At 71.5% G+C, this 12,575-nt stretch carries 12 protein-coding genes; 5 read left to right on the top strand and 7 right to left on the bottom strand.

Translation table 11 applies throughout. The features are described 5' to 3' along the window. From Ahu01nite_RS32320 to Ahu01nite_RS32305, 4 genes are read right to left on the bottom strand one after another with little or no spacing between them, the layout of a single operon-like run. Positions 1 to 654, bottom strand: a complete 654-nt coding sequence (locus Ahu01nite_RS32320; RefSeq protein ID WP_203840484.1) for an HAD family hydrolase — start codon at positions 652 to 654, stop codon at positions 1 to 3. After that, positions 644 to 1,612: an ATP-grasp domain-containing protein gene (locus Ahu01nite_RS32315; protein WP_203840483.1), complete on the bottom strand. Its 969-nt coding sequence runs from the start codon at positions 1,610 to 1,612 to the stop codon at positions 644 to 646. Before Ahu01nite_RS32315 ends, Ahu01nite_RS32320 begins: the two co-directional genes overlap by 11 nt. Beyond that, positions 1,609 to 2,214, bottom strand: coding sequence for a sugar transferase (locus Ahu01nite_RS32310; RefSeq protein ID WP_203840482.1), 606 nt, complete (start codon positions 2,212 to 2,214; stop codon positions 1,609 to 1,611). The genes Ahu01nite_RS32315 and Ahu01nite_RS32310 overlap by 4 nt, the downstream gene beginning before the upstream one ends. Next, the gene (locus Ahu01nite_RS32305; RefSeq protein WP_203840481.1) at positions 2,211 to 3,341 is read right to left on the bottom strand and encodes a DegT/DnrJ/EryC1/StrS family aminotransferase; all 1,131 of its coding nucleotides are present in this window, start codon (positions 3,339 to 3,341) and stop codon (positions 2,211 to 2,213) included. The genes Ahu01nite_RS32310 and Ahu01nite_RS32305 overlap by 4 nt, the downstream gene beginning before the upstream one ends. A gap of 63 nt (positions 3,342 to 3,404) precedes the next feature. Between Ahu01nite_RS32305 and Ahu01nite_RS32300 the strand changes: the two genes are divergently transcribed. After that, on the top strand, positions 3,405 to 4,037 hold the full coding sequence (locus Ahu01nite_RS32300) for an arsenate reductase/protein-tyrosine-phosphatase family protein (protein WP_203840480.1): 633 nt from the start codon (positions 3,405 to 3,407) through the stop codon (positions 4,035 to 4,037). Here the strand turns inward: Ahu01nite_RS32300 and Ahu01nite_RS32295 are convergent. Further along, a complete protein-coding gene (locus tag Ahu01nite_RS32295; protein ID WP_203840479.1) occupies positions 3,970 to 5,442 on the bottom strand; it encodes a tyrosine-protein kinase domain-containing protein in 1,473 nt (490 codons plus the stop codon). The genes Ahu01nite_RS32300 and Ahu01nite_RS32295 overlap by 68 nt on opposite strands. 89 nt (positions 5,443 to 5,531) lie before the next feature. Here Ahu01nite_RS32295 and Ahu01nite_RS32290 point away from each other — a divergent pair, with 89 nt between their 5' ends. Genes Ahu01nite_RS32290 through Ahu01nite_RS32275 form a run of 4 tightly spaced genes read left to right on the top strand, consistent with a single transcriptional unit; the run spans position 5,532 to position 10,627 of the window. Next, positions 5,532 to 7,385 (top strand): nucleoside-diphosphate sugar epimerase/dehydratase, encoded by a 1,854-nt coding sequence (locus tag Ahu01nite_RS32290; protein WP_203840478.1) that lies wholly within the window; start codon positions 5,532 to 5,534, stop codon positions 7,383 to 7,385. A 9-nt stretch (positions 7,386 to 7,394) separates the two neighbouring features. Beyond that, the gene (locus Ahu01nite_RS32285) at positions 7,395 to 8,594 is read left to right on the top strand and encodes a cysteine desulfurase-like protein (RefSeq protein ID WP_203840477.1); all 1,200 of its coding nucleotides are present in this window, start codon (positions 7,395 to 7,397) and stop codon (positions 8,592 to 8,594) included. Positions 8,595 to 8,639: 45 nt separating this feature from the next. Then, the gene (locus tag Ahu01nite_RS32280) at positions 8,640 to 9,665 is read left to right on the top strand and encodes a LacI family DNA-binding transcriptional regulator (protein WP_203840476.1); all 1,026 of its coding nucleotides are present in this window, start codon (positions 8,640 to 8,642) and stop codon (positions 9,663 to 9,665) included. 17 nt (positions 9,666 to 9,682) lie between these two features. Then, complete coding sequence (locus Ahu01nite_RS32275; protein ID WP_203840475.1) at positions 9,683 to 10,627, top strand: phosphotransferase family protein; 945 nt, start codon at positions 9,683 to 9,685, stop codon at positions 10,625 to 10,627. 309 nt (positions 10,628 to 10,936) lie between these two features. Here the strand turns inward: Ahu01nite_RS32275 and Ahu01nite_RS32270 are convergent, their stop codons facing one another. After that, positions 10,937 to 11,836 carry an aldo/keto reductase gene (locus Ahu01nite_RS32270; RefSeq protein ID WP_203840474.1) on the bottom strand — a complete coding sequence of 300 codons (900 nt, stop codon included), beginning with the start codon at positions 11,834 to 11,836 and terminating at the stop codon, positions 10,937 to 10,939. Next, positions 11,833 to 12,384 (bottom strand): TetR/AcrR family transcriptional regulator, encoded by a 552-nt coding sequence (locus tag Ahu01nite_RS32265; protein WP_203840473.1) that lies wholly within the window; start codon positions 12,382 to 12,384, stop codon positions 11,833 to 11,835. Before Ahu01nite_RS32265 ends, Ahu01nite_RS32270 begins: the two co-directional genes overlap by 4 nt. Positions 12,385 to 12,575: the final 191 nt, after the last annotated feature.

Below are 12,575 nucleotides of genomic sequence, written 5' to 3'. Positions count from 1 at the left end.
CTACGCCGAGCACGCGGCCCGGGCCGCTGTGAGACCGGTGAGGTCCGTCAGGGTCACATCGACGTCCGGGCCGCTCGCATCCCGATGATGCAGGCCGCCCGGCCGTCTGACCCTGATGGTCGACCAACCCAGGCTCTTGGGGCCGGCGAAGTCTTTCGACGGGTTGTCCGCCACATAGGCGAACGTCTGGGCGCCGGTCCGGTCCGCGATCCGCTGGAAGCCGCGGGGATCCGGCTTGCCGAAGCCCGGCCCCAGTTCATCGGTGATGACGATGGGCGATCCATATGCGGCGAGGTCGAGAGCTCGCACCTTTGCGGACTGGCTGGCGCGTGGTCCGTCGGTCAGGAAGGCCACGTCGACGTCGAGGTCGCGGAGTTCCTCGAAGGCGTTCAGTGCATCCTGCAAGAGCTCGATCCGCGGGCGATGGTCCCGGTACGCCCGGACGAGTCGCCCGACATCCGCCCGCACCCCGAGCTCGGCGAGTGCGTCGTCGAAGATCGTGCCCCGGCGCCCCTCCAGAAACCCGTTCCAGGCGGCTGCGGCGAATCCCGGGATGCCGAGTTCCGCCTCGACCGCCGCGAACCCGCTCGCCACGTAGTCGCGTTCCAGGTACAGCGTGTCGTCGATGTCGAAGACGACGACGTCAGTCCGCACGGACGAACACCTCGTCGTCCCAGCGCAGCATCATCAGGCCGTACTCGATGACGGGTGCGGCGGGCGGGGCCTCCTTGCGGGCGACCTCGCGGATCAGCCATTCGGCGTGCCTGCCGCCGGACTGGAAGCTCAGCGGGCAGCCGCCGCCGAAGCGGGCATTGATCTCGATGACCGCGGCGGTCGTGCCGTCGGAGAAGATCTGCACGTTCATCGGGCCGTACGCGCCGGGCAGCGTCTCGACCGTGCGCACCGCCAGCGACGCGAGCAGGTCGTCCCGGACGACCTGGGCCTTGCTGACCTCGCCGGCGCGTACCTCGAGCCGGCGCCGGACGACCGGGCCGTGGGCGTGGCCGTCGCGGTCGACGAGGACATCCACCGTGTGCTCGATGCCGGGGGCGGTCTCCTCGACCACCAGGCCGGGATCGGCGGGGATCGCGTCCAGGGCGGCCCAGGTGGTGACCCGGTGCAGGCCCACGCTCGACGAGCCGCCGGCTGGCTTGACGATCAGGGGCAGCCGCCAGCCGCTGGCGTCGCGTTGCACGTCGGCGAGGGGTGCCTGGCGTGGGCACGGGATCGCCGACTCGGCGCAGTGCCGGTTGGTGAGCCGCTTGTCGCCCGCGACGGCGATCGCTTCGGGGCTGGAGACCGCGACGGTCGTACCCATGGTGGCGAGGTCGGGTTTGAGGGTGGCCCAGACGGGGAGCTCGGTGTCGATCGTCGGCACGACGAGGTCGACCTGCTCCTGATCGCACAACTCGGTGACGTGGGCGGCGAAGGCCGGGTCGGTGCAGCGTGGCACGGTGAACCCGGCGTCGGCCAGGTGCATCGCCGGGGCGGTCCAGCCGAGGTCGCACGCGATGACCCGGGCGTCGAGGCCGGCGGCGGTGGCCGCGTGCCGCAGCGACCGCAACAGGCTGACCCGGCGGCCGGCGGAAGACAGCAGAATCGTGAAGGTCATACCGGGGATCCCTTGAACTCGGGGGCGGTGGCTTCGTCGCGGGCGCTGATGCCGTCGCGGCGGAGTACGGCCAGGGCGGTGGCGGCCAGCAGCCGCAGGTCGAGCGAGAGTGAGCGGTCGCCGACGTACGCCACGTCGTAGTGGAACTTCTCTTCCCAGGTGAGCAGGTTACGACCGCGGACCTGGGCGAGGCCGGTGATGCCGGGCAGGACCTCGTGCCGGCGGGCCTGGTCGGGGGTGTAGCGGTCCAGGTAGCGCACCGGGAGCGGGCGGGGGCCGACCAGGCTCATCTCGCCGCGGAGCACGTTGACCAGCGACGGCAGTTCGTCGAGGCTGGTCGAGCGCAGGAAGCGGCCCCAGCCGGTGAGGCGTTCCGCGTCGGTCAGCAGGCCGTGCTCCGGGTCCTCGTCGACCATCGTGCGGAACTTCAGCAGCGTGAACGTGGTGCCGTGGCGGCCGGCGCGGCGCTGGCGGAACAGCACGGGACGGCCGAGGGCGAGCGCCACCGTGAGTGCCAGGAGCAGCATCAACGGGGCTGTCAGCAGCAGGCCGAGGGCGGCGGCCGACACGTCGAGGAGGCGTTTGCGGGAGTCGTACGTCATGCGTGGTCGTCCAGGAAGTCGGTGATAGCGCCGGTCACGTGGGCGATCTGTTCCTCGCCCAGGGACGAGCCGCTCGGCAGGATGAGGCCGGTGTCGAAGAGGCGCTGGGCGGCGCCGCTGAGCAGACCCGGTTTGCCCGTGAAGACGGGTTGCAGGTGCATCGGTTTCCAGATCGGGCGGGTCTCGATGCGGGCCGCCGTCAGGTGGGCCGCCAGCTCGGCCGTGGACCAGCCGGCCTCCTCCGGGTCGGCGACGACCGGGGTGAGCCAGGCGTTCGTGCCATCGGAGTCACCGAGGATGCGTACGCCTTCGAGACCCGCAAAGAGCTTGCTGTAGCGCCGTCGCAGGTCACGCCGCCGGGCGATCATCTCGTCGAGGCGGCAGAGCTGGGCACGACCCAGAGCGGCGAGCACGTTGCTCAGCCGGTAGTTGTAGCCGATGTCGGTGTGCTCGTAGTGCGGGACCGGAAGACGGGCTTGGGTGGCCAGGTAGCGGGCCCGGTCGGCGAGCGCGGCATGGGCGGTCAGCAGCATGCCGCCGCCCGATGTCGTCATGATTTTGTTGCCGTTGAAGGACAGGGCCGCGGCCTGGCCGAAGGATCCGGCCGGTCTGCCGCGATGGTCGGCTCCGAGGGCTTCCGCGGCGTCCTCGATCACGGGTACGCCGTACCGCTCGCACATCGGCAGCACCCGGTCGTAATCGGCGCAGAGCCCGAACAGATCCACCGTCAGCACCGCGCCGACCGGTGTGCTGTCGCGGCGCAGACCGGCGAGGGCGGCGCCGAGCAGGTCCGGGTCGAGGTTGCCGGTGGCCGGGTCACAGTCGACGAAGTAGGGGGTGGCACCGGTGTAGACGACCGCGTTCGCCGTGGCCGCGAACGTGAGGGTGGGCACGACCACCACGTCGCCCGGGCCGACGCCGACGCCGAGCAGGGCCAGGTGCAGCGCGGCCGTGCCGGAGCTGAGGGCGACCGCGTGGGCCACGCCGGTGCGTTCCGCCAGCTCGCGTTCGAAGGCGTCGAGGTCGGGTCCGATGGGGGCGACCCAGCCGGAGCGCAGGGCGGCGAGGACGTATTCCTGCTCCAGGGGGCCGATATCGGGGCTGGACAGCAGGACCTGGTGACTCATCGCGATACTCCTCTCACGCGCTGATGCGGCGGGTTAGGGTGACCCGACCCGGGAGGAGCCTCGATGACATCCGATGAGCGGTTTTCGATTCTCGTGGTCTGCCACGCCAATCTGTGCCGGTCGCCGCTGGCCGAGGGGCTCGCACGCCAGAGCCTCGGCCCGGCTGCGGAGGTGGTCGAGGTGAGCAGCGCCGGCACACACGCGTGGAGCAACCAGCCCATGCATCCGTACGCGGAGCAGGTGCTGGGCGAGCACGCCGTCGACACGACGGGCTTCCGCACCCGGCGGCTCGGCGAGCTGCAGGTGCGTACGGCTGATCTGATCCTGACCGCGACCCGGCAGCAGCGCTCGGCCTGTGTCGCCCTGGATCCGGTGGCGGTGCGGCGCACCTTCACGATCCCGCAGTTCGGACGGTACGTGCAGGCCACGTCCCCGGACGCGTTGCCGGGCATCGACACCACGCCGCGCCGGCTGCGCCGGCTGCTCGACCTGCTCCCGGTCGTCCGCGCGTCGGTGCCGGTCGGCCTGCCGGTGGACGACGACCTGGCGGACCCGGTCGACCAGCCGGTCGAGGCGTTCCGGCGGTGCGCCGCGCAGCTGCAGACGGTGTTCGACGCACTGGGCGGCCTCATCGCACCGATCCCACCGGCGGCGCTGACACGACATCGGCTGCCGGCGCGTCCCGGGCGGCCATGACGTCGGGCACGACGCCGATCGGTTCGCGGCGCCCGCTCGCGCGGCGGCCCGCGCTGTGGCCCTTCACCGAGTATTCGTCGTAGTAGTAGTACGCGTCGGGGCCCTTGGCGGCGACCATGTTCAGGACGCAGCCGAGCAGCCGGGCGTCGACCGACTTGAGGGCTTTGACCGCGCCGGTGACCTGGGCGCTGGTCGTGCGGCGGGAGCGGGCCAGCAGCAGGGCGCCGTCGGCGCGGGCCGCGACCACGGCCGCGTCGGTCACCGGGAGCAGCGGCGGGCAGTCGATGATGATGGTGTCGAAGACCTCGCGCAGCTCGTCCATCAGGGTCGCCATGTGCTGGGAGCCGAGCAGCTCGCTGGGGTTCGGCGGCAGGAAACCGCTGGGCAGCACCCACAGGTGGTTGCCGTAACGCTGCAGGACGTCGTCGACGGAGGCCTTGCCGGCCAGCACCGTGGTGAGCCCGGCGGCGCCCTCGAGGCCGAGGTAGTCGGCGATGCGGGGACGGCGCAGGTCGGCGTCGACGATGAGGACCCGCTGCCCGGCCTCGGCGAAGAGCATCGCGACGCCGCACGCCGTCGAGGACTTGCCCTCGCCGGGGACCGCGCTGGTCACCACGAGGGTCTTCACCGGGCGGTCGACGTCGACGTACTGCAGGTTGGTGCGCAGCTGCCGCAGGGCTTCGGCGCGGGCGGAGTGGCCGCCGCCCGTCAGCGTCATCGGGCCGCCCTTGGCGTCGTTGTCGAACGGCACCCCGGCCAGCACCGGCGCGGAGGCGAGCTCCTGCAACGCCTCGGCGGTCTTGACGGTGGTGTCGAGGACCTCGCGCAGCACCGCGGCGGCGGCACCGACGATGAGCCCGAGCACGGCGGCGAGGGCCAGGTTGCGCAGCGGGCGCGGGCTCACCGGGGTGTCCGCGGTCTCGGGCCCGGCGACGACCTCGACCTTCACCGACGAGACCTTCTTGCCGGGCGGGGTCTCCAGCGACTCGACGAGCGTCTTGAACCGCTCGGCCATTGCGGCGGCGATCAGCCGGGAGCGGTCCTTGCTGCTGTCGGTGACCGTGGCCTGCAGCAGCACGGTCTCCGGGACCGCCTGCGCGGAGATCCGGGCACGGACCTCGGTGGCGTCCAGGTCGATGCCGGGCGAGCCGGCGACCAGCTGGGCGATGCGGTCGCCGCTGAGCAGCGTCGAGTAGGACTTCACCCGCTCCTGGGAGAAGAGTCCACCCTGGTACGCGTCCGACACCCCGGCACTGGGGGTGGTGACGAAGAACGTCACCGACGTCGCGTACTGGGGGACGGCCTGGACCGTGAGCAGGGTGCCGAGGGCGAGCGCCACCGCGACGGCGGTGACCACCATCCACCAGCGCTTCCGGGCGACGCGGATGTAGTCACGCAACTCCATATCGCCCAAGATATAGTCCATAAGGGGCACAAAGGGGAGAATGCGTATTTCGTCCTTCCGGGGGCCCGGAAGTTCCTAGTCTGAGTTCCATGCGCGCACGGGGAAGGGCCATCGCCGCCCTGGTCATCGATGGTGCCGCGTGGGGCGCGGGCCTGACCGCCGCGGTACTCACCCGGTACGAGTTCGCGCTGGGCACCCGCCAGCTCGTCACGACGACGCTGGCCGTTCTCGGCACCGTCGTCCTGCACGCGGTGATCGGTCACCTGCAGTTCCTCTACCGTGGCCGGTACGGCTTCGCGAGCTTCGAGGAGGTACGCGCGGTCTCGCTGACCGTCCTGCTGACCGCGTTCCTCGTCCTCGTCGCCGACCTGGGCCTGCCGTCACGCCCGATCCCGGCCAGCGCGCCGGTGGTCGGCGGGATGATCGCGCTCGTGCTCATGCTCGCCGTGCGGTACCTGCGCCGGCTCCAGCGTGAATACAGCTCCCGGCCGGACCCGAGCACCGCCACCCCCGTGCTGCTCTTCGGCGCGGGAGCCGCCGGGCACGTCCTGACCCGGTCCATGCTGAGCGACCGGCGCGGGCGCTACCTGCCGGTCGGGGTCATCGACGACGATCCGGTGCAGCGGCATCTGCGGGTGCACGGCGTACCCGTGCTGGGTGGCAGGGAGGCGATCCCCGCCGCACTCGCCGCGACCGGGGCGGGCACGGTCGTCTTCTCCGTCGCGAACGCCGACGCCGCCCTGGTCCGCGAGGTCCGCGGGATCACCGTCGCCGCCGGGGCCGGGTTCAAGGTCGTGCCCGCGCTCAGCGAGCTGATCGACGACCGGGTCAGCGTCACGGACGTCCGTGACGTACGGATCACCGACCTGCTCGGCCGCCGCCAGATCGACACCGACCTGGACGCCATCGCGGGCTACCTGACCGGCAAACGGGTCCTGGTCACCGGCGCCGGCGGCTCGATCGGCTCGGAGCTGTGCCGCCAGCTCAGCCGGTACGCCCCCGCCGAGCTGATGATGCTCGACCGCGACGAGTCCGCCCTGCACGCGGTCCAGTTGTCGCTGGACGGACGGGCGTCGCTCGACGACCCGTCCGTCATCCTCGCGGACCTGCGTGACGCCGCCACCGTCCGGTCGATCTTCAAGGTCCGCCGCCCGCAGGTGGTGTTCCACGCCGCGGCGCTCAAACACCTGCCCCTGCTGGAGCGCTACCCGGGCGAGGCGGTGAAGACCAACATCTGGGGGACGCTGACCGTGCTGGAGGCCTCCGCCGGGGTCGAGCGGTTCGTCAACATCTCCACCGACAAGGCCGCCAACCCGATCAGCGTGCTCGGCTACAGCAAGCGCATCACGGAGCGGCTCACCGCGCACACGGCGGCGGCCGGGCCCGGCTCGTTCCTGAGCGTGCGCTTCGGCAACGTGCTGGGCAGCCGCGGCTCGGTGCTGACCGCGTTCAACGCGCAGATCGCGGCGGGCGGCCCGATGGTCGTCACCCACCCGGACGTCACCCGCTACTTCATGACCATCCAGGAGGCGGTCCACCTGGTCATCCAGGCCGCCGCGATCGGCCAGGGCGGCGAGGCCCTGGTCCTGCAGATGGGCAGCCCCGTCCGCATCGCCGAGGTGGCCCGGCAGATGGCCCAGCTCGCCCCGGTCCCGATCGACATCGAGTTCTCCAGCCTGCGCCCCGGCGAGAAGCTGCACGAGGAGCTCTTCGGCACGGGCGAGATCGACCGCCGGCCGCTGCACCCGCTCATCTCACACGTGCAGGTGCCGCCGCTTGACCCCGCCGAGGTGCGCTTCCTCGACAGCCATGCCACCCCCGAGGTGGTCACCGCCGAGCTGGCCCGGCTCTGCGACCAGACCCTGCGGCTGCCCCGCCACGAGAACACCGCCGGCCTGCGGCGCATGGACCCCACCATCACGCGTACGCCCTCCGCGACTTAGTGTCGTTGCATGGTCTTCGATGTGGCTCGGATCAGGTCCGCGTATCCCGCCCTTGATGAGCGATTTGTGCACTTCGACGGGGCCGGGGGCACTCAGGTCGCCTCGCCGGTTGTCGTCGCCGTGACCGGGGTGATGCAGGCCGCCGTCTCCAACCGGGGGACCAGCTACAAGCCGGCGCGGCGTTCCGGGGACATCGTGGCGTCGGCGCGGGCGGCCATCGCCGACCTGGTCGGCGGGGATCCTGCCGGGGTGGTGTTCGGGGCCAGCGCCACGGCGCTGACGTACCTGGTCGCGCGGACGCTGGCGCAGGGGTGGGGGCCGGGGGACGAGATCGTCGTGACCCGGCTCGACCACGACGCGAACGTGCGGCCGTGGATCCAGGCCGCCGAGTCCGTGGGTGCGACCGTGCGGTGGGCCGACGTCGACGTGCGCAGCGGGGAGCTGCCCGTCGCGCAGTTCCGGGAGCTGATCGGGCCGCGGACCAGGCTCGTCGCCGTGACCGCGGCCAGCAACGCCACCGGGACCATGCCGGCGGTCCGGGAGATCACGGCGATCGCGCACGCGGCCGGGGTGCTGACGTTCGTCGACGGGGTGCACTCCACCGCGCACCGGGTGACCGACGTGAAGGAGCTCGGCGCCGACTTCTACGTCACGAGCGCCTACAAGTGGTCCGGGCCGCACTACGCCGCCGTGGTCGCGGATCCGGCGATCTGGGAGCCGCTCGAGCCGGTCAAGCTGGTGCCGTCGCCGAAGTCGGTGCCGGAGCGCTTCGAGTTCGGGACGCTGAGCTTCGAACTGCTCGCCGGGATCACCGCGGCGGTGGATCACCTGGCCGGGCTGACCGGTGCCACGGGTGGGACGCGGCGCGAGCGGCTGGTCGAGAGTCTGACGGCTGTCACGGCGTACGAAAATGGCCTGCTCGAAAGGTTTCTCACCGGGCTGGAGAAGATCGACGGGGTAACCGTCCTCGCGGCCCCGGCCGACCGCTGCCCGACGGTGTCGTTCCGGCTCGCCGGCCAGGCACCCGCGGAGACCGCCCGCATCCTCGGCGAACAGAACATCTGCGTGTCCAACGGCGACTACTACGCGGTCGAGTATTTCGAGGCAGCGCAGCTGCGCGACAGCGGAGGCGCCGTCCGGGCCAGCATCTACCACTACAACACCGAGGACGAGATCGACCGGCTGCTCGAAGCGCTCGGCGCCGCGTAGGTGCAGACCCCGCCTGGCAGGGCCGCGGCCAGTACGCTGACCGGCGTGACCGCCCGCCCCCTCAAACGCCCGCCCGTGCTCGCCGATGTCGCGCGCGCGGCGGGTGTCTCGGTCCCCACGGTCTCCCGGGTGCTCAGCGGGGCGACCCGGGTCAGCGAGGACAAGCGCGTCCAGGTGATGCGCGCCATCGAGGAGCTCGGCTACCACCCCAACGCGGCCGCCCGCGCCCTCGTCACCGGGCAGCGCTCGATAATCGGCGTCCTCACCGGCGACACCACCCGCTACGGGTACGCGAGCACGATCCAGGGCATCGAGGAAGCGGCCCGGTCCGCCGGCCTCGTCGTGGCGATCACCGTGGTCGGTGCCGCCGACGAGGAGGCGGTCCGGGCCGCTGTCGGACTGGCGCTGGGCCAGCCCCTTGCGGGGGTCATCGTGCTCGAGTTCGACATCCAGGGCAGCCGTGCGCTGGCCGCCCTGCCCGACACCGTCGCCGTGGCCGCGGTGTCCTCGACGGCGGGCAACCGCCGCATCCCGCGCGCGCTCTTCGACGACCACCAGGGCGGCTGGGACGCCACGAACTACCTTCTCGGCCTCGGCCACCGCACGGTCCACCACGTCGCCGTCCCCGGCTCGGGCCGGCCCAGCGGCCGCATGCTCGGCTGGCGGGAGGCGTTGAAGGCCGCGGGCGCCCCGGTGCCCCGCCCCCTGGAAACCGACTGGACGGCCCGCTCCGGCTACGACGCCGCCCTGAAGCTGGCCAAGCGCGACGACGTCACCGCCGTACTGTGCGGCAACGACGAGGTCGCCTTCGGGGTGATCAAAGGCCTCCAGGACGCCGGCCTGCGCGTCCCCGACGACATCAGCGTCGCCGGCTTCGACGACCACCCCCTCGCCCAGCTCTGGACCCCGGCGCTGACCACGATGGCCCAGGACTTCGCGGAGCTGGGCCGCAGCGCGGTCGGCTTCCTGCTGGGCCGGCTGACAGGCGACCAGTTCGAGGCCCCGAGCGCCAACCTGCACCTCGTCGTCCGGGACAGCACCGCCCCGCCCCGCCCGGCGCCGGGCCTCTGACGGACAGCCTCGCGCCCATGACCGATGGCGACTGGAGGGATGGCGGGTTCCGGCAGCGCCGGCCCTCCGCGGAGACCCTGGCCTGGGTCGCGGCGTCGATGGGCCGGGGCAGTCGCATCGTCGGCTGCCGCCGCATGACCGGTGGCGTCAGCTCCGCGGTGAGTCGGCTGACCGTCGAACGCCGCGGAATCCGGACGTTCGTCGTACTGCGGCAGTACCCGGGTGGGCTCGGCCTGCGGGGGAGCCTGGAGAAGGAGATCACCAATCTCGGTGTGGTGGCGGGAAGCGGGCTCCCGGTCCCGGGCATCCTGGCTGCTGACGTCGATGGTGCTTCGACGGGAGGCGCACCATCGTTGCTGATGACACGGTTGCAGGGCCATGTTCACCTCAATCCCCAGGAACCCCGGTCGTGGATGACGAGGATCGCGGAGATCGCTGTGCTGCTGCACTCCCTCGATCTCCCCGCGCCGACGTTCAGACCTTGGACGGATTCCTGGATCGCTCCCCGGGACGGGTTTCAGGTGCCGGCCGGCGCACAGAAGCCGGCCGTGTGGAAGGCGGCGTTCGCCGTCATGGCGGAGCCGCCGCCGAAGGACACCGCCGTCTTTCTGCACTGCGATCTCCTGCCCGTCAACCTGCTGTGGTCGCGCGGCAGGATCACCGGACTGACCGACTGGAACGCCATCCACCGGGGGCCGCGCGCGATCGACGTCGGGCACTGCCGGCGATACCTGGCCGCGCTCTACTCACCCGAGTGGCCGGAGCAGCTCCGGTCGCTCTACGAGTCGATCGCCGGGGTGGCTCTCGATCCGTGGTGGGACCTGTACGCCCTCCTGCACTATGACGACAGCGGGCCGAAGTGGATCCGTGGCCAGGTCGCCGGGCGCCGTCCCGTCGACGGGCCCGGCATGACTTCCCGGGTCGAGGTCACCGTCGAGACAGCACTACGGCGCCTCGGATAGCCGCGGGTCCTCCGCCCGCGGTCCACGAAGTTGTGCCGGAGCCCGCATTGCCGCAACCTTCTGCGGCGTCGGGTGTTAATCGTGAGCCAATCACGTCTGGCCAGGGAACATATGTTTCGCGTTCAGGCATGATCGCCCGGGCTTGACGAACAACACCGCACAAAGTTGTCGCTTTCCTGTGCCCAGCGCAACATCTGGCCGTGCGGCCGGCAGCATCCCGACCCGGCGAGTCACGTCCGGGCCCGCCGTGGACAGTGCCGAGGTCCACGGCGGAACGCCAGGAACTCCTACGACGAGATGCTTGCCGCCCTAGCCGAGCGAGATCTGCGAGGACCGGGACGGCACGGCGTCGAGGGCTGCCAGGGTCTCCGCGTCGAAGGTGATCGCGCCGGCGGCGATGTTCGCGTCGAGGTGGCCGAGGTCGGCCGTGCCCGGGATCAGGTGGACGTTCGGGGCGTGGTGGAGCAGCCAGGCGAGACCGATCTGGGCCGGGGTCACGCCGAGGCGGGCCGCGGTCTCCAGCACGACCGGCTCGTCGGTCACCTTGGGCATGCCGGGGAATGCGCCGCCGAGGGGGAAGAACGGGACCCAGGCGATGTTCTCGGCGGTGCAGAGCTCCAGCAGCTTCTCGTCGTCGCGGGCCACGAGGCTGTAGGCGTTCTGGACGCAGGCGATCCCGGCCGGCAGGGCACGCTGCAGGACGTCGAGGGTCACACCGCTGAGGCCGATGGCGCCGATCTTGCCCTCGTCGCGCAGGGCGGTCATCACCGCGAGCTGGTCGTCGAGGTCCACGAGCTGGTCGCCGGTGGCCCTGACGCCGGGGCCGCCGTCGGTGCGGCGCAGGTTGACCAGCGGGATCGTGTCGGTGCCGAGGCTGCGCAGGTTGGCCTCGACGCTGGCGCGCAGTTGCTCGGGGCGCTGCGCGAGTTTGAGCGGGACGGGGCCGTCCGGGTCCGGGTCGGCGCCGACCTTGCTGACGACGATCACGTTGTCGCCGTCGCGCAGGGTCCGGCGGATCACGTCGTTGGCGTAGCCGAAGCCGTAGAACTCGGCGGTGTCGACGTGGTTGACGCCGAGGTCGATCGCGTGGCGCAGGACGGCGACCGACCGCTCCTTGTCGGCGTGGCGGGGCAGCTGCATCGCGCCGAATCCGACTCGGGCAGCGGGGTGGCCCGCGAGGGGTGCGGTGCCGCCGGGGGTTGCGGTCATTGTGGACTCACTCTCAGATCGAGGGCTCTGCTGAGGATCTCTGACTGGAACTGGGCCACCAGGGGGCGGACCATGTGGACGGCTCGTTCCCGGGCGTCGGTCCGGGTCGTGTCCTGGGTCGTGATCAGCCAGGTCGTGGCGTAGTCCTGGAGCAGGGCGCACAGGCCGTCGAACATCCCGGCGAGCACGGCGCGCACCCCCGGGTCGACGGTCGCCGCGGCCCAGGTCTGCACCGCCACGCGGGCTTTCTCGGGGCTCATCAGGGCGACCAGGCGGGCCGGTATCTCGTCGGGGTGCGGCGGGGGATCCTGCGCGGCCCATTCCTGCAGGACGGTGCTCTTGCGGTCGAGCACCTGGCCGGTGACCGCGGTGACCAGGTCGGCCTTGTTGCGGTAGTGGGCGTAGATGGAGCCGGCGGAGAGCCCTGACTCGGCCACGATGTCCGCGATCGAGGTGCGGTCGAGGCCGTTGCGAGCGAAACACCGCATGGCGGCGTCGGCGATCTGGTCGCGCCGCATGTCGCGCCGGGCCTCGGTGAGCCTGGGCATGACCCTCCTTGAGCATCAAACGCAATAGTAGTTCTCCTTGAGACTCTACAACAAGAACAACCATTTTGTTTGGTGCCTCTGCGTGACACCGGAGGGCAGGGCCGGAAGGGGGGTCAGAGGGCGGGGTCGGCAGGGGCGGGGTTGGGAGGGGTCAGGGGGAGGGTGAGGTGGGTCGGGGCGAGGTGCGTCGG

The organism is Winogradskya humida (assembly GCF_016862215.1).
Classification (GTDB): domain Bacteria; phylum Actinomycetota; class Actinomycetes; order Mycobacteriales; family Micromonosporaceae; genus Actinoplanes; species Actinoplanes humidus.
Note: the sequence above shows the minus strand (reverse complement) of the source record. Positions and strands in the feature narration are given on the sequence as shown.